Below are 19,517 nucleotides of genomic sequence, written 5' to 3'. Positions count from 1 at the left end.
CATTTCTGGGCGTTACGGCTATTGTAATTCAATTGATCTGGTTCTTTGATCCCGTTTTGTTGTTGGTATGAAAGCCGAAGAGCTATTTTCCCTCACGTCATCTTTTCCTTTTAAGGACATTTTTTCACCTGCAGATCGCCCTTGGGAATGGGTGGCAAAAATCAAAAATGCTTTTTCTTCCAATAGCTTCAATACAAACAGCGATAGTGCTGTACGTCCTTCCGGAACAGTCATCGAAGGGGATGTATATTTAGATCCGAGCGTTCAACTCGGCCCCAATGTGCTTATTCAGGGACCAGCCTATATTGGAGCGAATGTCGTACTTAGGCCCGGAGCGTATATCCGAGGCAACGTAATCGTGGGCGAGGGCTCCGTATTGGGAAATTCTTGTGAGTTCAAAAATTGCCTGTTGCTTGAGAATGTCCAGGCCCCTCACTTCAATTATGTGGGGGATTCGATTCTAGGTAATCGTGCACATCTCGCTGCAGGCGTCATTTGCTCAAACTTTCGCCTCGACCAAGCGGAAGTACCTGTGAAATTGAGAGACGGGATTGAGAGCTCAGGGTTGAAAAAACTCGGCGCACTAATCGGAGATGACGCTGAAGTGGGCTGCAATTCGGTTTTAAACCCGGGCACGATTATAGGTAAGCGATCTCTGGTCTATCCTTCCATGGCATTTGGAGGATACCTGGAGGAGGACTCGATTGTAGCTCCTCAGCCTCAATCACCTAGAATTGTTAAGCGTCGTTGAGCTCTGCTACGACTGGATCGAAGAGGGCTGGAGTTGCAGCGACACATGATTCCCAGTGATTGGTGTTCCCCTGCCAATTTCCAATACTTGCACCTGCTCCTCGAATGACTGGTATTACGGGAAGGACATCCCAAGGGTTCATGATTGGATCCAACATTACATCAGCTTGTCCGGTCGCAACTAGCAGATAGCCGTAGCCATCACCCCAGGTTCTAAACACCTGTGCACTTTTAACTAACGAGGTAAATCGACTTCCATTTTGATATTCATCTGCAGTTTTAATGCTAGATGAAAGGATTGTCGCCTGCGATATGGAAGCAGTATCTCGGCAGGTAACGACTTCGCCATTCAAGGTCGTTTCATTATTATCTCCAATACATCGTAGGCCAACAATGGGCTGATGGATGGCCCCCAAAATGGGTTCTCCATTATGAAGTAGTCCAACTAAAGTCGTGAATAGGGGACTACCTGTTATAAAAGCTTTTGTTCCATCGATAGGATCTATGACCCAGGTATATTCCGCTCCCTTATTTTCGTCACCAAATTCTTCACCTATGATTCCATGGTCAGGGAACTCTCTCTGTATCAGAGAACGAATACACTCCTCTGCTTCTTTATCTGCCCGTGTTACTGGTGATTCATCCGACTTTCTATCGATCGAGTAATCGCGATTGAAAAAGTAAGGTCTAATGATGTCACCACTTTGAGTAAGCAGCTCATTGACAAATGAATTAAGTGTAGAGGCGTCCATCTTTGAGTTGGCTTTATGGCGGGTTTCTTATTGCTTGGGAAGCAAAGAATGAATGATGACTTAACAGATACCCACTCATTGTGGCATCAGCATGCGATTCACTTCTTAGATTTCGAAGGAAGTCTGAGGAGCGGTATTTTGGAGTATGGGCTTGTTACGATCAAAGACCTGTCTGTTGTTGAGCTGGAAACACGTTTGTGTCTAGGCACTGGGGTCATCCCTGAAATGGAAACCGCTACTCACCAGATCAGGAATGCTGATGTGGTTGATTCACCGCCATTATCTGAATCTTGGGAATTATTTCGTGACCTTCGGGCTACGGGTCCTTTTGGGGCACATCATGCTGGTGTTGAGAACGGTCTTATTAAGTCAGTGTGGCCTTATACGAATCGTTGCCTAAATTTCCTGACTGGAGAGCAGGATGTCGATTGGGGCCCTTGGCTAGATACTTGTGCCCTTTACAGGACACTTTTTCCAGATTTGGAGAGCTATAATCTCTCCGCCCTAATTCAGGCCTTTGGATTGGAGGATCGCTTGAATCAACTTGCCGTTCAACATTGTCCAGAAACGCGCAACACCTTCCATTGCGCAGGATACGATGCTTTGGCTTCCGCAGTACTAGTTCTTCAGCTTGAAGCATACGAAGAGCTAAAGGAATTAACACTCCCACAACTTTTACAATGGAGTCAGCCTGGAAATACTTCCCAGGTCCTAGGTGATCAACTGGAGTTACTCTGAACCCTCGGTCGCTTCAGTTGATGAGGTTGGTTCAGGTGAACCTTCACCTTGCTCTTCCGCATCCTCTGTTTCGTCGATGTCGTCTGTCTCAACAACTTCTGCAATAGCAACGATCTTATCATCGTCATTCAGGTTCATCATGCGAACACCTTGAGTAGTTCTGCCGATTATCCGAACATCTTTGACTGGAGAGCGAATAGCCTGACCACTCAGAGTGAGAATCATTATTTCATCGTCTTCGGTTACCGTGAGTGCACCTGCTACTCCGTCGGTCTTCATGGCGATTACGCCACTTCCTCCACGGCTTTGCAGGCGGTAATCTTCAAAATCGCTTCGTTTACCCAAGCCGTTCTCTCCTACAATGAGGAGAGATGATTCGTGATCCACAACCACAGCGGTTTTAACGACATCTTTCTTTTTCAAGCGGATCCCTTTTACTCCTCGAGTCGCACGACCTTGGTCGCGTAAATCCGTTTCCTTAAAGCGAATGGACATGCCATTGTGAGTAACGATTACAATTTCGTCTTCTCCTTTGGTCAGCAGCACATCGATAAGCTGATCGCCTTTGTCGATGTTGATTCCGATTAGACCGCCTCGGCGGTAATTTGAGTAGGCTTGAAGATTGGTCTTCTTGGTTATGCCGTTCTTCGTTACTTTGACCAGGTGGAGATCTTCGGAAAATTCAGGAACGCAAATCATCGCGGCAATTTTCTCATCCTTCTGCATCTGAAGTAGGTTGATGAGGGAGCGACCTTTTGAAATGCGTGTGCCTTCCACGATTTCGTAGACTTTTTCCACATACACCCGACCATTATTCATAAAGAACATGATATTATCGTGAGTACTGGCCGTGAACACATGCTCAATAAAGTCCTCCTCGTAAGATCCGGAACCTTTGACACCTTTACCGCCGCGTTTTTGTGATCTGTATTCGCTAACGCCTGTGCGTTTGATAAAGCCCTTGTGGGATACAGAAATTACGCAACCCTCGTTGGCGATGACGTCTTCCATACGGAATTCACCTTCAGCGCCTATGATTTGAGTTCTTCTTTCTGAAGGGTATTTCTCTTTCATCACGATCAACTCTTCTTTGATCACAGAAAGTAGCTTCCCTTCGTTCTCTAATATGTGTTTCAGCTCTTCTATAAGCTGCATCAGTTTGAGGTATTCTTCCTCAATTTTTTCTCTTTCCAACCCAGTGAGTTGGTAAAGGCGAAGATCGAGGATGGCATCGGTCTGACGCTCTGAGAGCGGATATTTAGCCATCAAGCTTTGCTTTGCCTCTTCACGATTTTTAGACGCACGGATGATCTTCACAAAATCATCCAGGTTATCCAAAGCGATCTTGTAGCCTTCCAGAATATGAGCACGCGCTTCGGCCTTTCTTAAACGGAATTGAGTTCTACGGACAACTACCTCGCGACGATGCTCAATATAAACTTCAAGGACTTCCTTGATGTTCATTTGTTTAGGGCGACGTTTTACCAGGGCGAGCAGAATGACTCCGAAGGAAGATTCCAGCGGTGTATGCTTGTAGAGCTTGTTGATAACGACTCGTGAAGATTCTCCCCGCTTAAGTTCGATTACTACCCGTGTATTTTCATCAGACTCGTCTCGAAGGTCACTGATTTCAGTCAGTACTTTGTTTGAGATTAACTCTGCAATTTTGGTCACCAGAGTTGCCCGATTAACATTGTACGGAATCTCGGTAATGATGAGCTGCTCCTTTAGATTGCTCAGCTCTTCTGTTTGAACAGTGCCTTTAATACGGACAATTCCACGCCCGGTTCTTAGATATTTCTCAATACCTTCACGCCCGGCTATCGTTCCTCCGGTAGGAAAATCAGGACCTGGTATTATGGTGAGCAGATCATCCAGGGAAATGAGTGGGTTATCGATGATCGCACAGGTTGCGTCGATCAGCTCTCCCAAATTGTGAGGAGGAATGTTGGTAGTCATTCCAACCGCGATACCTGTCGAACCATTCATCAACAGATTAGGCAGCGCAGCAGGAACTACAGATGGTTCCGTAGTACTTTCCTTATAGTTAGGAACAAAATCCACGGTATCTTCATCGATCTGAGCCAGCAAATCTTCTGCGATCTGATGCAATTTTGATTCGGTATAACGATAAGCAGCAGGGGGATCGCCATCGATAGATCCGAAGTTTCCTTGCGGAATAATCAATGGATAGCGCATTACCCAGTGCTGGGCCATGCGGACCAAAGTGTCGTAAACTGAAATATCACCATGTGGGTGATAGTTTTTAAGTACTTCACCAACTACCCCTGCGCATTTGTCAAAGGGTCGATTATGCAAAAGCCCTTCACGCAACATTGCGTAAAGAATTCTTCTCTGAACGGGTTTCAAACCGTCTCGTGCATCGGGTAGAGCGCGAGCGATAATGACTGACATCGAGTAATCGATGTAAGCCGTTTGCATTATCTCAGTAATACTGGTCGGAGTGGATCTGTCGTTTTCCAAGTTCATTAACTAAAATGTTTAAATCAGTTCGGCGTTTCTAGACGTCGAGATAGGAAGTATTGAGTGCGTTGTCTTCAATGAAGGCTCTACGGGAAGGAACATCCTCGCCCATTAACATGGAGAAAGTTGATTCTGCTCGAGCTGCGTCTTCGATATCCACTCTCAGCAAACGACGTTTTGTCGGATCCATAGTAGTTTCAAATAGCTGCTTGGCATTCATTTCTCCTAGTCCTTTATATCGCTGGATGGATAGTCCACGCCGACCCAAGCCTCGAATATTTTCTATAAGTTCGAGAATTGAGAATAGCTCTACAATTTTCTCTTTTTTCTCGTCTCCCATGTTTTCGATCAGTTTGTAGCGAGCTTCTTCAGTTGGGGTGAAGTTGTTGATCGTTAATCCGGTTTCCGAAATCTCACGTAGGATTTTACTCATTTGTCCTGCTTCAAAGATCTCATAGACGCCGATTCTTTGTTGAACAACCGTCCCGTCCTCTTGCTCAAACTCACGAACAGTGGCTCCTTCCTCAGAATCTTCAATTATTCCTTGTTCGAGGTAAAAGTCTGAGCGTTTGTCGTCATCCATCAGGAATGCATATTCTTCTTTGTTTCCTGTCCGGATTCGAGCGATATACTTCGGCAATTCTAAAGTATCGTTATCCTTTTGGTCCAAATAAGCAGTGATGGAACACCCGTAGCGAGAAACGCCGCCGGTCAGAACTTCAAGTCTAGCCAAGGCTTCGACTACCTTGTCGATTGTTGCTGATGGGAACTGGTGATCGTCCCGTGTCCGTACCAGGGTCACATCTTCGGAGCCAAGCTCCAGAAGAATGCGGTTCAGTTCGGCATCGTTCTCGATATACTGTTCTCTGCGTCTCCTTTTGATCTTATACAAAGGTGGTTGAGCTATATATAGAAAGCCTCGTTCGATAAGTCCACGCATGTACCGGTAGAAAAACGTGAGATAGAGTGTTTGGATATGTGCTCCATCCACATCCGCATCTGCCATGAGGATTATTTTGTGATACCGTGTTTTATCTGCGTCAAACGCGCCGTCGCCTTCGTGGTCCCCGATACCAGTTCCTAAAGCAGAAGTGAGCAGTTGGATTGATTTGTTTGCCAACGCTTTGTCGATACGGGCCTTTTCAACGTTAATTGGTTTCCCGAATAAGGGGAGGATCGCTTGGTATTTACGATCACGACCTTGTTTCGCTGACCCACCTGCAGAATCACCCTCTACTATATAGAGTTCGCACAGAGCAGGATCCTTTTCGGAGCAATCGGCCAATTTTCCCGGCAGTCCTCCGCCAATCAGGGCGCTTTTTCGAACCGTTTCTCTCGCTTTTCGGGCAGCTTCACGGGCGCGGGCTGCATTCATGCACTTGTCGATTATCTTTTTGGCTAACCCTTGGGTCGTTTCAAAAACCAACTTTAGATTTTCCCCAGTGATCTTTTGGACGATTCCATCAACTTCGCCATTTGAGAGCTTGGTTTTTGTCTGCCCTTCAAAACGTGGTTCTGGAACCTTGACCGAGACGACTGCTGTGAGTCCCTCTCTTGCATCGTCACCGGTAATGGACGGATCCTTGTCTTTCACGATCCCGTTTGCCTTAGCGTAGCTATTAATAGCACGAGTCAATGCAGTACGGAAACCGGAGAGGTGAGTTCCGCCCTCAATATTGAAGATCGAGTTCGCGTAGGCATAGATCTGATCGTTGTAGCTGTCCGTATATTGCATACTGATATCTACAACGATTTCGTTTTCAGACCCTTCCGGTGTCGCTTTTCCAGAAAACGTTATCGGGTGCTCTGTAATCGTGTTCTTGGACTTATTTAGGAACTCAACGTACTCGGCAATACCGTTTTCAAACTTAAAGTTTTCCTGTTTGTTGACCCTTTCATCGTTCAAGAGGATGGCGACTCCTGGATTTAGAAAGGCCAATTCTCGTAAACGCTTTGAAAGGATCTCATACTTAAAGTCTCGCGTCGTGAGGAAAATCTCAGGATCTGGCAGGAAGGTGATTTTGGTTCCTGTTTTTTGGGTGGTGCCCACCACCTTCAATTCTTGAGTCGTTTTGCCTCTGGAGAATTGCATGTGATGGATTTTTCCTTCTCGGCGGACTTCGGCCTCAAAATGTTCTGAGACGGCATTTACGCATTTGGCTCCTACACCATGTAATCCTCCGGAGACCTGATACGCGCCTTTCCCAAATTTACCACCAGCGTGGAGATTAGTGAGAACAAGCTCCAACGCCGGGATATTATACTTCGGATGGATATCCACTGGTATACCCCGTCCATCATCCGCGATGGAACAGGATCCATCTAGATGAATAATCACCGAGATCAGGGAACAGTATCCGGCCAGTGCCTCATCAATGGAGTTATCGACGATCTCAAAAACGCAGTGGTGAAGTCCTCTTTCATTGGTGTCACCGATATACATATCGGGTCGTTTGCGGACACCTTCAAGGCCTTCTAGCTTTTGGATTTTGGAGGCGTTGTAGCCGGATTCGTCAGGAGTTGGAGTTGTATTTTCGATAGCTTCTTTATCTTTAGACATTCGCAGGTAAAATATGGCTGGATCTGGGGACAAAAGCGACTCATTTTTTCGAGCAAAATGGCATTTGCGAGCCTTTATTTAGGTTTGCAAAGCGATATATCTGAGGATCTTGTTTCCAGGGTGAAACTATCCCTAAAAGTCGAGTATGCCTGTCGCGTTTTAGCTCAATTGAGCCGGACCTATGGTAACCAGAAATTCTCGCATATCGATGAGCTGGCTAAGTCTGAGGAGATACCAGCCAATTATTTGGTACAAATTCTTAATGAACTAAGAAATGGCGGCTTGATTAACAGTCGGAGGGGTAAGCAGGGGGGCTACTCGCTTGCAAAGCCACCCTCGGAAGTCACTTTATATGAAATAGTTACAGCGATAGATGGTGAGCTCCTGGGGATAAACTTGGGCGATACTGGTTACTCTGGAGGAAGAGTTCAACAAGTGTGGTTGGAGGTAGTAGAATCTCTCAAAGAAAAAACATTGGGTTATTCTTTAGAATCCTTCTTGCCTGAAGAAAGCGAAGATATGTATTACATCTAGCCTTAGCACGACTATGGCGAGCCCACACATTGAAAATCTCCTAATTATACAGGATCGTGACCAAGTGGTCAGAGGTCTGAAAGATCAACTCCAGGCAATTCCACTCGCTATAAAAAAGTATGAGAAGGAAATACAGGCTGAAACGGATGCTCTAGAAGAATCCAAATCCAAGTTGCAGTCCTTAGAAGTTCAGCGAAAAAACTTGGATATTCAGGTCGGTTCAGCAGAGGAGCAGATCAAAAAATATAAGAATCAGCAGCTCCAAGTTAAGAAGAATGAAGAATTCCAGGCCTTAACCCACGAAATTGAGCTTTTGCAAAAGAAGATTTCTGACTGGGAAGAAGAAGAGATTGGGCTGCTCCTTGATATTGACGAGGAAATGGAGGTGTTTAAGAAGCGTGAAGGCGTCTTTGATCAAGATGTAGCTAAAATAAAGGAGTCGATAAGTACTCTTGAGGCTAAAAAGGTAGAAACTGAGAAGCAGCTAGTTGAGGCTGAAGCAAATTTTGAAGCGTCCAAAGGCCAGGTGAAAGATATCATTTTTAACCGGTACCATCGCCTCACGGAAGGTATAAAACTTCCGGTTGTAACGCCACTTGAGCTGCAAACCTGCCAAGGATGCCACCTCCGTGTGTCTAATGATACATTGGAACAAGCTCGTAAAGGAGAAGAATTGACGACCTGTGACAATTGCGGAAGGATTGTCTTCTTAGCGAGTTAGCTTTGGATTTTAGGTATTCGCTTTGGTTCTTTAGAATTTGAGAGGAAAGTCCGGACACCGTAGGGTATGATTCCTCGTGAAAACGGGGGCGCTTCGATTCAAGTCGAGGTGACGGCTAGTGTTACAGAGAATATACCGCCCTGAATTTTTTCAGGGTAAGGGTGAAAAGGTGGGGTAAGAGCCCACCGCGCTTTCGGGTAACCGGGGCGGCATGATAAACCCATTCTGGTGCAAGACGAAATAGGGGATCGGGCGGCCCGTCCTATGATCCCGGGTATGTCGCGCTCCACTTGTGGAGAACAGACTTGTCTGTTAGATAAATGAATACCCGCCCCTCGGGGTGACAAAATCCGGCTTATGAAGTCCAAAGCTAGCTCCATTAACCCTTGACAATGGCCTTTCCGGTTTCATGGTCATGCGTTCCACAATTTTTGACTATGGCGAATACGAAGTCCGCAATTAAGAACATTAGAAAAACTGCTACGCAAACTGTGCGTAACACCCGTATCAAGACCCGCTTGAAGACTTTAAGCAAAAAAGTCACAGAGGCGGCTCAGTCCGGTGACAAAGAAGCAGCCAAAGCAGCTGCTGTGGCCTTTGTCTCTGCTTTGGATAAAGCAGCGAAGACCAAAATTATTCATCAGAATGCAGCACGTCGCCTAAAGTCTGGCTGTGCCAAGTATATCTTTGCGTAAGTGCGACTTATTTATTTCAACCCTGGTAACTAGCTTGCCAGGGTTTTTTTATGGCTAAAAGCGGCGATTTCATTGGCTTTCCTGAGAACCGATTACGTGAAAAACCGGTTCGCTTGCCCGTTTTGCAGAACGAGCCCGATTGGTTTGCAGTCAACAAATTCGCGGGGCTTTTGCCCCAAGCGCATCCTTGGTATCAAGACAAACCCAACCTGACCCAAGCCATTCGCGACCAAGTCGACGAGGGTAAGGGAGAGCTTCAACGACTGGGTATCAGCCACTGTTACTATATCTGTGGTCCTGAATGTGAGTCATCTGGGCCGGCGCTCTTTGCGAAGACCAAGGCGGGGGCTGATCTTCTGAAAAATGCTTATGGATCCGATCAAATAGAGTTCCGGTATTGGTGTGTGACTCGAAATCGAACATCGGAGTCTGAGTTGGTTTGTGAACTCCCCATCGGTCGCCACAAAGAAAGAAATAGAGCTGTTATCTCCCATCGATTAGGCAAAAAAGCATCTACTCAATTCCGAAAACAGGACGAATCCGAATATGGGGCGCTTTGGGAGGCCACAACGTCGCACCCTAGGATTCACCAGGTTCGTCTGCATGCTGCTGAACTTGGAATACCTATTTGGGGAGATGATTTGTATGACGAACAAAAGGATGAGGAGCCCGCTAAATTTCATCGCAGAAGTAATCAGGTGCGTAAGCCTCGATTTTCTGGCTTAGCCTTAATTCTAGTATCCATGAATCTTACCAGATCTTTCGATGAGAATGTGGCACTCAAGGCTACATTCCCAAAGCCCTTTTCCTTAATGTTGAGAAAATGTGGTTTCCGGCACGCAGAATAATTGAAAATAAGACTTTACTCGGCTTTTTAAATTAGCCACTTTCCCCTCCTTATTTTTAATTTCTATGGGAAATCTTAAGAAGAAACGCCGCAAAAAGATCGCTAAGCATAAGCGACGTAAGCGTTCACGCGCAAATCGTCATAAGAAGCGTTCATGGGGTTAAGAGTCCGCTCTTAACTACCCGTTTCAACCTTTTCGAAAGAGCATCTCCCTTCCAGTGAGGGAGTGCTCTTTCACTTTGTACGAATGGGACGGTTGATTTAGATATTTTGAGGATCTTCATATTTTACTGAAAATTTGTATTTGCATCGGATTCAGTTTCTTGGAGGCAAAAATTACTGTTAAATACCTTTAAAGAGCACCGAGTGGGTCGTCATTTTGATCATGACTCTACTAATCTTGCCTCCATGTTATCCTCAAAAAGACAAGGTTTCTTCTTTGAAGCCTCCGAGTTCTCATACTACGGGGCTACAGCCACTGCGTTTGAACCTCCTTTAACGGTACAAGAGTTTATGCTCTTACCGGTTTCGGAAGAACAACAGCTGCGTTCTATTCTTGAAGGCATGAGTAGTGGAAAAGGTAAACGCAGCATGATTCAGGGGAATTGTAGTGTATATCCTGATTCACGCTTTCTCTGCCGTACGGCCATTGACTCCAAGAAATTACGAGATCCGGATTATTTATCCGAGAATCTGAAATCCGAGTTTCAAATTGATCCAGCCAACAATGCTGTCCGCCTGCTTAGTCCGAATTTGGGGACTGAGGTAGATCTCGACAGTAATTTCGGTAAACACCTCTTATACTGCGGTGGCGAAACAACAGAGCTTTCTTCTCTGCAAGAGACCTTAGTTGAAATGGGTATTTACCCCAGATCAATTGAGATCGGCACGATCACTTGTTTGGGCGGCCTTATGGATTACCTAACTTGGAAAGCAAATTCGTTCAATCTTCAATTGATCCCTTAGGAAACCTGATTTTTGGTTGATTTTCATGGGTTCCAGCCTAGCGTCTTCTTCCGTGAGCTTTGTAAAGTCCATCACTCAACCATTTACCGGGTCTGATCAGGCATTGTCTGAAAGAGATGCGGATTGGCTGGTTGTTCAGCGCGTTCAGGCGGGTGATGTAGCTGCATTTGATGAATTGGTCATTAAATACAGAGAGCGAATTTATTCAGTTATCTATAATCTCACCTCCAATAAAGAAGACTCTTTCGACCTCTCCCAGGAGGCATTTATTAAGGCATTTCAGTCGATTGCCCGGTTTAAGGGGAAATCTTCGTTTTTTACCTGGCTCTACCGAATTTCTGTTAACACGACCCTCTCATTCCTTAAAAAGAACCGCCATCGCAGGTTTTTGAGCTATGAGAATATCTCAGAGGAGACAGGCACAAGTGACATAATTGAGGTCCTGGCAGCTAAGACCAGTACTGAAAAGCCCACTTTATTGAAAGAATTGCAGCATAAATTGAACGAAGCGCTGCAAACGTTGTCTGTTAAGCATAGAACGGTCCTTGTATTGTTCGAAATTGACAACCTGTCCCACCAAGAAATTGCCGAGATCATGAATTGTTCAGTCGGAACCGTCCGGTCCCGGCTGCACTACGCCAAAAAACAGCTTCAATCCGAACTACAAGACCTGCTCGATTAAATTTCGATTATGTCGAAAAATCCTAACAATATAAATTTAGACCAACTGCTCGACCTAAAACGAGCTGAGAAGCCTGCTGACGATTTTTGGGATGGATTTCAGAAGGAGTTCCGCCAACGCCAATTGCAGACCTTGATTGAGAAGGAATCTGGATGGAAGCAGACGGTACGTATGTTATTTGCACGTGCCAGCTTATTGGTCCCATTTTCAGGCGTCGCTATTGCGCTCTTTGTGTTGACTCTAAGCTTCAAGGAAGAAGATCCAATGCATAAAGGGTATTTTGAGGCGGCTGACCTGGTGCAGTCCGATTCCCAGCCTTCTGCAGTGGAGGCCTCTCAGGAACTTTCGAACATTACACCCGTTTTAGAAGAAGTCCAAATAACGCCGGTAGATTTATTTCCTGCAGCTGCTAGTTTTGTGATGGATTCGATTCATAATGAAGAGCCTGAGCCTCTGAATTACACACGCGCATTTCCAACTTCCACAATCCCAGCCGAAAAGCGGGCGGTGGGCGCTTTGGTTTCATACACCATTGCACGTGATAATCCGTCATTTGGTTTTTCTGCTCGGCCTCAGACAATCGGATTCTAGGAGAATCCTTCTGATGAAAGTAGGGTTGAAGCATGTAGGTATTCTATCTGGGTACAATCTGCATACTCATTTCGGAACATCCTTCACCAAAAAGACTGGGTTCATTCTAGTTTTGCTTGTTCTGGGAATATCATCGGGAGATCTGTTGGCTCAGGCCCAGAGTGAATTCAATGCGCTACAACGCCGCGTGACGGGCATTTACGATGACAATGCGACTGGCGTAATTCGAGTGTTTGCTGCTCATTCCACCTTTGATGAACGGGGAGATTTACAAGAAGGAGTCCAAATAGGTTCTGGATGCTTTATTAGTCGAGAAGGGCACATCCTGGCAGCCGCCTCCGTAGTATCGAATTCGAACAGAACTTGGTTTGAATATGAAGGGGTCACTTACTCTTCCGAGCTGATTGGAGTTGAAAGGTCTATTAACCTGGCTCTCTTGAAGGCGAACAACCTGCCTGAAGATTTTACATTTTTCATTCCCGAAGCTAATCAGGCTTTGCCTGATGTCGGTTCATTAGCGGTTATTATTTCTTGCCCATTGAACCTCGCGCCATCCCCTTCCTTGACCATGGTCGCTGGGGCCGAATCTAAATTTGGGGCACGAGAGTTCCCAACGACTCAACTAAGAATAAACAAACGAGTTCGAGATGGTGAAGGTGGCTCCCCTGTAATCGACTTGAATGGACGGTTTTTGGGTATTCTTGCCTGGTCAGTGCCGGAAATCGAATCAGGCTATGTATTACCAGCCCGGTCTGTTCTCCGAGTGCGTGATGATCTCCTGTTTGCCGGGAAATTTATTCATGGTTGGATAGGAATTGATATTAAGAGCCGTTCCACCATTCGTGATGGATTGCAGATATTTCTGGCGGGCATTGTTGAAGGCTCACCTGCTGCTGAAGCTGGTCTGATGCAAGGTGATGTGTTGGTTCGTTTGGGGGATTTTGGAATCCACTCATTTTCCGATGTGAGAAATGCCATGTTTTTTGCTCGAGCTGGTCAATTTTTGGATGTTCAAGTATTTCGCGATGGTGTTTTGCAGGACTTCACTGTCAAAGTGGTTGAGCGCCCTGAAGATCAGCCATCAGCTCCTGAACCAGCGGAAGTTACTAATCCTGCTGAAGAAAGCCCTGCTAGTCCTGAAGAAGAGGGAGAGGAAGAGAAACCTTCCTGAGTGTCGCTCATATCCCATGTCAGTTTCTCAGACTACTGTTTCAATCGGTACCCATGGTAAAGGGACCCAGGAAATAACTGATCTGCTTCGCGACAGAATTTTGGAGGCTGGCTGCGAGGTTGGAACCATTTCGGTGTTTTGTCATCACACCAGTTGTAGCTTGGTTCTCATGGAAAATGCGGATCCCTCTGCACGGCGAGATTTAGAGGATTGGATGGAGCGCATGGTTCCTGAAAACGATCCACATTTTACACATACTTACGAAGGCCCCGATGACATGCCCAGCCATATAAAAATGGCTCTTACACGGTCTTCCGAAACGATTCCCTTTTCTGGAGGGCACCCTCTTTTAGGAACATGGCAGGGTTTATTTTTGTGGGAGCATCGAAGCCGTCCTCACCAAAGGAAGCTAACCATCACTGTGGTAGGAGACTGAAGATCAAACGATCCGAAGTTTTGGTAGATCCTGACCGTCGATGACTCCGACAGGCTTGTTGTTCCTATCTACAACAAGAAGGTCATCGATTTTGTTTTCCTCAAAGGCCTTTAAGGCATCGGCTACGAGCGCGCCCGACGATATTACAATGGGTTGCCGAGTCATGTAATCATCTATCAATTTTGGAAATACTTCGGTGTCTTTGAGGATGGCACGTCTCAAGTCGGCATCCGTAAAAATTCCGGCTAGTTGGCCTGATTTCTCAAGAATAGAAATTGAACCGGCCTTAGCTCGGGTCATCTCAACAATAGTTTCTTGGACGGTGCTTCCAACTGGGATACTGGCAAAGCGTTCGCCGGATCGCATGATCTCGTCCACCTTCAGAAGAAGACTGGCACCCAGGGATCCGGAGGGATGGAATTTCGCAAAGTCCTCTTTACTAAAGTGTCCCTGATCCAAGAATACCATGGCCACAGCATCGATTAAAGCTAACGAAGCCGTTGTGCTTGCTGTGGGTGCTAAATTGAGAGGGCAAGCCTCTTCGTTGGCTACATAGCTCAACACCAAATCACAGACAGTCCCCAGACTGCTCGTTTTTTCACTGGTAACGGCGACTGTTTGGACACCCAAACGGCGAAGTAGAGGGATCAGTTCTATAACTTCCCTTGTCTCTCCACTATTGCTGAAAACAATAGCTAGATCTTCAGCTTGGCACATCCCTAAGTCACCATGGACCGCTTGCACTGGATCTAGAAAGGACGATGAAACGCCAATGCTGTTGAACGTTCCGACAAGCTTCTGGCAGATGCCTGAATTTTTTCCCAAACCTGCAAGTATGAGCTTTCCCTCTTTATCCACCACCGCTTGGATGGATTCCACGACTTGGGCAAATGATTCATCTAAGGCATCAGCCGTATCGAGGATCGCCTGGGACTCGACTTGCATAAACTGTCTTGCCCGTTGAAGTATTGATTTAGAATCCACGTTAAAATACTATTGTTAGTTTGATCTAACTTCCCCCACACTATTTTCCTGTTTTTGGTATTCAATACCTTTCACTAATGCCTGCATTTCTAAAGTTAATTCTCAATTTTCGACCAGTTTCTGGAATCCTGGTTGCATCTCTCGTGGTAATGATCGGATGTGTCCAGCCCAAGGGTGAAGAATTATCAGAGCAAGACATCTCTAGTTTCAGAACGGGCGAGAGTTATCTCAGCCAAGGGCGCCACGATCAGGCATTGGCTGCTTTTCTTAAAGTGGTAGAAACGACACCCATTGCTCCTGAATCGCATCTCTACTTAGGGCAACTGTATCTCGAGCATACCAAAGATCCAGTTCTGGCGATTTACCATTTTGGACAATACTTAAAGTTCAACCCGACCTCACGGCAGGCACCCATGGTACGTGAGCTTATAAATACCGCCAAAAAGGAGTTTGCGCGGACTTTCCCGGCGGACCTGTTCAACGCCGAGCTTGAGCGTATGGATATGCTCGCTGTAATTGAACAGAAAGATGCGGAGATCCTATCTTTAAAAAAGGAATTAGCCCGTTTGCAGGCTGAGCAAAATTCCCTAAATCTGCGGTTACAGAAAATGCAGTCGAGAGCACCTTCATACACTGCGCCTGAAGCTCCGGTAGTCACACAACAACAACGCCGAGTTCAGCCATTACCTCGGAGTAATCTACTTGGAGGTCAAACAGCTGCCCCAACTACAGCTCCAGGAAACGTACGCGTTCACGTTGTACAGCCCGGAGATAATCTGGCCAAGATTAGTCGGCAGTACTACGGAGATGCCAGCAGAGTTGTTGATATATACGAAGCGAACCGAGACATCATTCCAAATGTAAATACCATCTCGGAAGGGCAGAGTCTAAAACTTCCAGATTAGTAGTGTATGGCCTACTTTGACTACAATGCCACCACCCCTCTTAGCTCGGCTGGCAAACAGGCGTTGCTGGAAGGGCTGGAGTCAAATTGGGTAAATCCTTCGAGCCCTTATCGTGATTCCGCCCAAGTTCATAATGTGCTTGAAAAGTCTCGGCTATCACTTGCTGAACGATTCCAGAAGTCGCCAAGCGAGCTGGTATTCACAGGAGGTGCTACCGAGGCGAACAATGCAATTATTCGATACATTGCACGACAGATTCCAGCTGATTCCGAACTCCTGATATCTCCGTTTGAGCATCCTTCAGTTTCAGAAGCTGCAGATGCTTCATTAGATGGAAGGGTACGTCGATTAAAGGCGCTGAAGGATGGGCGCATCGATATGGAGAACCTCATTCAAGCATTCAATTCGGAAAATATCGGAGCTTGTTCTCTAATGGCGGTTAACAACGAATCGGGTGTTGTTCAGCCCTGGCATGAGGTATCTCAACTTTGCCGAGAGGCCGGTATCTTGATGCATTGCGATGCATCTCAATGGTTCGGGAAGTTCGAAGGGGGTGACTTTTCAGATTGTGACTTTGTAGTCGGTTGTGCGCATAAGTTTTGTGGACCCAAAGGTGTAGGATTTGCCACTCTTTCAAGTAACAGCCATGGATTTAGATCTCAGTTGGGGGGTGGTCAGGAGTCCGGAAGGCGAGGAGGCACTGAAAATGTTCCCTCGATACTTTCCATGGTGGCTGCAATGAATGAAGCAGAGTCCTGGTTGCAGGAGATGGGTCAGCAATCATCCTATCGGAATGAGTTTGAAGACAGTGTGAAAACTAACATTCCCGAATTAGTCTGTATCGGAAATACAGCTACGCGTGCTCCCAATACATCCTTCCTGGTGATGCCCAGGTTTGAAAATGTGCGTTGGGTAAGGAAACTGGATCTGAGAGGATTTCAGGTGTCTACAGGATCTGCTTGTTCAACTGGTTCCACGCACTCCTCTCCTTTATTAGAGGCGCTTGGTTTTCCTGATGATGCTGGGCGGCGTACTATTCGTGTGAGTTCTGGTCCTAAAACCTTAGGCTCTGATTGGCAGGCTTTATCAAGTGCGTTCCAAGAGGTCTGGGAGGAGCTATTGAGCTCCGGCAACTCAGGCAATACAGAAGTGATTTCAATATAGTCTTGATGCAGGTATCTCAGATCAGGTTACAAAATTACCGAAATATACCCTTGGTCGATCTGTCTCTTCATGGGCTTACTCATTTTTTTGTTGGCGAAAATGCCCAGGGGAAAACGAATCTTCTTGAATCGGTTGGGCTTCTGTCTGCTCTCCGATCTTTTCGTACCCATGATCTAAATACGCTTCTCATGCAAGGAACCCCGGAGGCTAAGCTTGGATTCAACCTTGTGGACGATGAGAGGGGAGAAACCGAAGTATGGATGACTTTGAAACGGAAAGGAAAAGAAGTTGAAGTTGATGGAGAAAAGATAACACGCTTCCGCGACTTCATCGGCCGGTTCCCTGTGGTGATCTTAAGCTCGCAAGACATTCAGCTGCTTCGTGGATCTCCCGGAATTCGTCGCCAGTGGCTCAACTTGGCACTCTCCTCTGCCAGTTCATCTCACTACGATGATTTGAAAGATTTCCATAAATTGCTTCAGGAACGAAACTCTCTGCTCAAGCGCAATGCTTCCTCTTCGGAGTTGGATGTATTTGAAAAAATGCTGGCGTCAAAGTCGGCACGGGTGAGAGCGAGTCGCCTTGTTGAAGTAGAGAAATTGAATGAACTTCTTCAAGAAGTTTACCAAGTAGTTTCTCCGAACGAAGAAGACCCTGAGCTTATTTATAAGCCGGACAGTGAGGCGGCTTCTGAAGAGGAATTTCAAGATAGTTTGCTGAGAAATCGTGAGCGAGACCGCATGCTAAAATCTACCCAACAAGGCCCCCACCGTGATGATTTGCTGATTCGACTCCAATCTAGAAAAGCCCGAGATTATGCATCTGAGGGTCAGCAACGCAGTTTGATTATTAGTTTGAAAATCGCTCAATTGAGATATCTCCGTCGCGCATCGGGTGTGATTCCTGTTCTACTCGCAGATGATGTATTGAGTGAACTCGATCATCAGAGAAAAACGAATTTCTGGAACGCTGTGGGTTCTGACGTCCAAGTCATCGCAACGGGTACTGAAGTCCCTGAAAAGGATAACCGGAGCGAATGGCAGGTTTTTGAAGTAGAGAATGGAAAATTCTCAATCCAAGAACCCAAGTGATGGAACCCATGGATCCTCAGTTGTGGTTGTTGGCCATCTTTGGGGCTTTTGTCCTTGGACTCTCGAAAGGGGGGATCATGGGAGTGAACAACATCACCATTGCTCTTTTCGCTCTTATCTTTCCTCCAAAGCTTTCAATCGGTATCATTCTGCTGCTCTTGATTGTAGGGGATTGGGGAGCGTTCTATTTCTACCGTAGGCATGCTGTTTGGAAATTCCTGATCCCTACTATCCCGTGGGCCATTGCAGGTGTTATCATCGGGTGGCTGCTATTGGATCGTATGGATGGAGAACAAGCTGGCCGTTTAATTGGCTCTTGTCTGTTGGTATTGATGGCTCTGCACATCACTCGAAGATATGTATTTAAAGCTGAGGATAAGGAGTGGAAAGTTCCGCATACCTGGTGGTTTATAGGCCTTGTCGGCTTCTTAGCCGGCTTCACATCGACCGTAGCCAATGCTGCAGCACCCATCATGTTGCTCTTCTTTTTGGCAGTCGGTTTACCCAAGCTCGAATTCTTAGGTACTGGTGCCTGGTTCTTCATGTTTCTTAACCTGTTTAAAATCCCTTTTTATTGGTCTATTGATTTAATTACCTGGGAGACCGTGGTTCTCGATCTGAAGCTGGCACCAGTTGTGATTTTGGGTGTGATCCTTGGCCGTTACGTAGTGCTAAAGATCCCTCAAAAAGGCTTCGAAATTTTTGCGTTGGCAGTTACGATTATCGCCAGCTTGCGATTGATTTTTTAGCTATCCAAATCACGAAAGATTCCCTAGGATGAAGCCATCCTTATCCTAACATATATCCTGAAATCTGATGGCTAAAACCTCGGCTCGTAAATTGTGGGCGATGAAATTGGCAGGGAATCTACCTGCCTCTTCATCTGCGCAGTTGCCACAAGTTGGTAGAAAAAAGATTGAAGGAGTCATCCTGGGTGTGGATCCCAGTCTAAGGGGAACGGGCTTGGCTGTTCTGCAAGTCCAAGGAGACAGACGTCAGTTGCTAACAAGCAAAACCGTTCGTATGAAGGCCAAGGCCACCATGCCCCAGTGCTTAGCTGAAATTTATAAAGCAGTAAGTAGTTTGATTGAAGATTGTGATGTATCGATCGTCGCGCTCGAGCAGACCATTTATGTTCAGAACTTTCAAACTGCTCAAATCCTGGGTGCGGCTCGTGGAGCTGCGATTGCAGCCGCTGCAGTATTGGAAAAACCGGTTTTTGAATATCCGCCACTTCGAATAAAGCAGGCCGTGGTTGGTTATGGTCGCGCTAGCAAACAACAAGTTGCGCAAACGGTTAAGCAAATGTTAGTTTTAGAAGAAGCTCTTGCCTTCGATGAAGCGGATGCTGCAGGCGTGGCACTATGCCATGCGTTTACTGGTTGAGGACCTAACAGGTTGAGTTGTGAGACGCTAAGCTACTTATCTTACCCTCCTTTGAAAGAC

At 46.2% G+C, this 19,517-nt stretch carries 21 protein-coding genes and 1 other RNA gene; 18 read left to right on the top strand and 4 right to left on the bottom strand.

The features are described from left to right. Positions 1-67: 67 nt before the first annotated feature. Complete coding sequence (locus GA003_17835; protein ID QXD27847.1) at positions 68-751, top strand: UDP-N-acetylglucosamine diphosphorylase; 684 nt, start codon at positions 68-70, stop codon at positions 749-751. Here the strand turns inward: GA003_17835 and hisN are convergent. Then, complete coding sequence (gene hisN / locus GA003_17830) at positions 738-1,502, bottom strand: histidinol-phosphatase (protein ID QXD27846.1); 765 nt, start codon at positions 1,500-1,502, stop codon at positions 738-740. The genes GA003_17835 and hisN overlap by 14 nt on opposite strands. A 48-nt stretch (positions 1,503-1,550) precedes the next feature. On the opposite strand from hisN, the gene GA003_17825 reads away from it, so the two are divergent. Further along, entirely contained in the window at positions 1,551-2,240 is a 690-nt protein-coding gene (locus GA003_17825; protein QXD27845.1) for a 3'-5' exonuclease, read from the top strand. Here GA003_17825 and gyrA read toward each other — a convergent pair. Both gyrA and gyrB read right to left on the bottom strand, forming a co-directional pair. After that, positions 2,232-4,730, bottom strand: coding sequence for a DNA gyrase subunit A (gene gyrA / locus GA003_17820; protein QXD27844.1), 2,499 nt, complete (start codon positions 4,728-4,730; stop codon positions 2,232-2,234). The two genes, GA003_17825 and gyrA, sit on opposite strands and share 9 nt — an antisense overlap. Before the next feature lie 31 nt (positions 4,731-4,761). After that, positions 4,762-7,284 carry a DNA topoisomerase (ATP-hydrolyzing) subunit B gene (gyrB, locus tag GA003_17815; protein QXD27843.1) on the bottom strand — a complete coding sequence of 841 codons (2,523 nt, stop codon included), beginning with the start codon at positions 7,282-7,284 and terminating at the stop codon, positions 4,762-4,764. Positions 7,285-7,404: 120 nt separating this feature from the next. Between gyrB and GA003_17810 the strand changes: the two genes are divergently transcribed. The 11 genes from GA003_17810 to GA003_17760 all read left to right on the top strand — a co-directional run bounded on the left by GA003_17810 (position 7,405) and on the right by GA003_17760 (position 13,927). Continuing rightward, positions 7,405-7,818 carry an Rrf2 family transcriptional regulator gene (locus GA003_17810; GenBank protein ID QXD30474.1) on the top strand — a complete coding sequence of 138 codons (414 nt, stop codon included), beginning with the start codon at positions 7,405-7,407 and terminating at the stop codon, positions 7,816-7,818. Positions 7,819-8,020: 202 nt separating this feature from the next. Beyond that, positions 8,021-8,539, top strand: coding sequence for a hypothetical protein (locus GA003_17805; protein ID QXD27842.1), 519 nt, complete (start codon positions 8,021-8,023; stop codon positions 8,537-8,539). 1 nt (position 8,540) lies between these two features. Continuing rightward, positions 8,541-8,912, top strand: an RNA gene (rnpB, locus tag GA003_17800) — RNase P RNA component class A. A gap of 64 nt (positions 8,913-8,976) precedes the next feature. Beyond that, positions 8,977-9,234: a 30S ribosomal protein S20 gene (gene rpsT, locus GA003_17795; GenBank protein ID QXD27841.1), complete on the top strand. Its 258-nt coding sequence runs from the start codon at positions 8,977-8,979 to the stop codon at positions 9,232-9,234. Between the two features lie 50 nt (positions 9,235-9,284). Further along, entirely contained in the window at positions 9,285-10,082 is a 798-nt protein-coding gene (locus GA003_17790; GenBank protein QXD27840.1) for a hypothetical protein, read from the top strand. A gap of 64 nt (positions 10,083-10,146) precedes the next feature. Further along, positions 10,147-10,245, top strand: a complete 99-nt coding sequence (locus GA003_17785; GenBank protein QXD27839.1) for an AURKAIP1/COX24 domain-containing protein — start codon at positions 10,147-10,149, stop codon at positions 10,243-10,245. 244 nt (positions 10,246-10,489) lie between these two features. Continuing rightward, positions 10,490-11,047, top strand: coding sequence for a hypothetical protein (locus GA003_17780; GenBank protein ID QXD27838.1), 558 nt, complete (start codon positions 10,490-10,492; stop codon positions 11,045-11,047). A gap of 25 nt (positions 11,048-11,072) precedes the next feature. Then, positions 11,073-11,729, top strand: coding sequence for a sigma-70 family RNA polymerase sigma factor (locus GA003_17775; GenBank protein ID QXD27837.1), 657 nt, complete (start codon positions 11,073-11,075; stop codon positions 11,727-11,729). A gap of 9 nt (positions 11,730-11,738) precedes the next feature. After that, positions 11,739-12,320: a hypothetical protein gene (locus GA003_17770; GenBank protein ID QXD27836.1), complete on the top strand. Its 582-nt coding sequence runs from the start codon at positions 11,739-11,741 to the stop codon at positions 12,318-12,320. A gap of 13 nt (positions 12,321-12,333) precedes the next feature. Then, positions 12,334-13,491, top strand: coding sequence for a S1C family serine protease (locus GA003_17765; protein QXD27835.1), 1,158 nt, complete (start codon positions 12,334-12,336; stop codon positions 13,489-13,491). Between the two features lie 16 nt (positions 13,492-13,507). Further along, positions 13,508-13,927: a secondary thiamine-phosphate synthase enzyme YjbQ gene (locus GA003_17760; GenBank protein ID QXD27834.1), complete on the top strand. Its 420-nt coding sequence runs from the start codon at positions 13,508-13,510 to the stop codon at positions 13,925-13,927. A 3-nt stretch (positions 13,928-13,930) separates the two neighbouring features. Here the strand turns inward: GA003_17760 and GA003_17755 are convergent, their stop codons facing one another. Then, entirely contained in the window at positions 13,931-14,872 is a 942-nt protein-coding gene (locus GA003_17755; protein ID QXD27833.1) for a KpsF/GutQ family sugar-phosphate isomerase, read from the bottom strand. A 116-nt stretch (positions 14,873-14,988) separates the two neighbouring features. Here GA003_17755 and GA003_17750 point away from each other — a divergent pair, with 116 nt between their 5' ends. From GA003_17750 to ruvC, 5 genes are all read left to right on the top strand, one after another. Beyond that, positions 14,989-15,816, top strand: a complete 828-nt coding sequence (locus GA003_17750; protein QXD27832.1) for a LysM peptidoglycan-binding domain-containing protein — start codon at positions 14,989-14,991, stop codon at positions 15,814-15,816. A 6-nt stretch (positions 15,817-15,822) separates the two neighbouring features. Continuing rightward, complete coding sequence (locus GA003_17745; GenBank protein ID QXD27831.1) at positions 15,823-16,980, top strand: aminotransferase class V-fold PLP-dependent enzyme; 1,158 nt, start codon at positions 15,823-15,825, stop codon at positions 16,978-16,980. 5 nt (positions 16,981-16,985) lie between these two features. Continuing rightward, a complete protein-coding gene (locus GA003_17740) occupies positions 16,986-18,071 on the top strand; it encodes a DNA replication/repair protein RecF (protein QXD27830.1) in 1,086 nt (361 codons plus the stop codon). A gap of 8 nt (positions 18,072-18,079) precedes the next feature. Continuing rightward, positions 18,080-18,820 carry a sulfite exporter TauE/SafE family protein gene (locus tag GA003_17735; GenBank protein ID QXD27829.1) on the top strand — a complete coding sequence of 247 codons (741 nt, stop codon included), beginning with the start codon at positions 18,080-18,082 and terminating at the stop codon, positions 18,818-18,820. Between the two features lie 67 nt (positions 18,821-18,887). Continuing rightward, positions 18,888-19,457, top strand: a complete 570-nt coding sequence (gene ruvC, locus GA003_17730; protein QXD27828.1) for a crossover junction endodeoxyribonuclease RuvC — start codon at positions 18,888-18,890, stop codon at positions 19,455-19,457. The last annotated feature ends 60 nt before the right edge of the window (positions 19,458-19,517 follow it).

Source organism: Opitutia bacterium ISCC 52, assembly GCA_014529675.2.
Classification (GTDB): Bacteria; Verrucomicrobiota; Verrucomicrobiia; order Opitutales; family UBA2995; genus UBA2995.
This window is presented reverse-complemented; position numbering and strand designations above follow the sequence as displayed.

What these genes read in the sequence shown, in the direction of transcription:
- GA003_17780 (QXD27838.1), top strand. Translation starts at nt 10,490, where the DNA reads ATGTTATCCTCAAAAAGACAAGGTTTCTTCTTTGAAGCCTCCGAGTTC.
- GA003_17785 (QXD27839.1), top strand. Translation starts at nt 10,147, where the DNA reads ATGGGAAATCTTAAGAAGAAACGCCGCAAAAAGATCGCTAAGCATAAG.
- GA003_17760 (QXD27834.1), top strand. Translation starts at nt 13,508, where the DNA reads ATGTCAGTTTCTCAGACTACTGTTTCAATCGGTACCCATGGTAAAGGG.
- GA003_17735 (QXD27829.1), top strand. Translation starts at nt 18,080, where the DNA reads ATGGATCCTCAGTTGTGGTTGTTGGCCATCTTTGGGGCTTTTGTCCTT.
- hisN (QXD27846.1), bottom strand. Translation starts at nt 1,502, where the DNA reads ATGGACGCCTCTACACTTAATTCATTTGTCAATGAGCTGCTTACTCAA.
- GA003_17790 (QXD27840.1), top strand. Translation starts at nt 9,285, where the DNA reads ATGGCTAAAAGCGGCGATTTCATTGGCTTTCCTGAGAACCGATTACGT.
- gyrA (QXD27844.1), bottom strand. Translation starts at nt 4,730, where the DNA reads ATGAACTTGGAAAACGACAGATCCACTCCGACCAGTATTACTGAGATA.
- GA003_17835 (QXD27847.1), top strand. Translation starts at nt 68, where the DNA reads ATGAAAGCCGAAGAGCTATTTTCCCTCACGTCATCTTTTCCTTTTAAG.
- ruvC (QXD27828.1), top strand. Translation starts at nt 18,888, where the DNA reads ATGGCTAAAACCTCGGCTCGTAAATTGTGGGCGATGAAATTGGCAGGG.
- GA003_17740 (QXD27830.1), top strand. Translation starts at nt 16,986, where the DNA reads ATGCAGGTATCTCAGATCAGGTTACAAAATTACCGAAATATACCCTTG.
- rpsT (QXD27841.1), top strand. Translation starts at nt 8,977, where the DNA reads ATGGCGAATACGAAGTCCGCAATTAAGAACATTAGAAAAACTGCTACG.
- GA003_17755 (QXD27833.1), bottom strand. Translation starts at nt 14,872, where the DNA reads ATGCAAGTCGAGTCCCAGGCGATCCTCGATACGGCTGATGCCTTAGAT.
- gyrB (QXD27843.1), bottom strand. Translation starts at nt 7,284, where the DNA reads ATGTCTAAAGATAAAGAAGCTATCGAAAATACAACTCCAACTCCTGAC.
- GA003_17825 (QXD27845.1), top strand. Translation starts at nt 1,551, where the DNA reads ATGAATGATGACTTAACAGATACCCACTCATTGTGGCATCAGCATGCG.
- GA003_17765 (QXD27835.1), top strand. Translation starts at nt 12,334, where the DNA reads ATGAAAGTAGGGTTGAAGCATGTAGGTATTCTATCTGGGTACAATCTG.
- GA003_17770 (QXD27836.1), top strand. Translation starts at nt 11,739, where the DNA reads ATGTCGAAAAATCCTAACAATATAAATTTAGACCAACTGCTCGACCTA.
- GA003_17750 (QXD27832.1), top strand. Translation starts at nt 14,989, where the DNA reads ATGCCTGCATTTCTAAAGTTAATTCTCAATTTTCGACCAGTTTCTGGA.
- GA003_17745 (QXD27831.1), top strand. Translation starts at nt 15,823, where the DNA reads ATGGCCTACTTTGACTACAATGCCACCACCCCTCTTAGCTCGGCTGGC.
- GA003_17775 (QXD27837.1), top strand. Translation starts at nt 11,073, where the DNA reads ATGGGTTCCAGCCTAGCGTCTTCTTCCGTGAGCTTTGTAAAGTCCATC.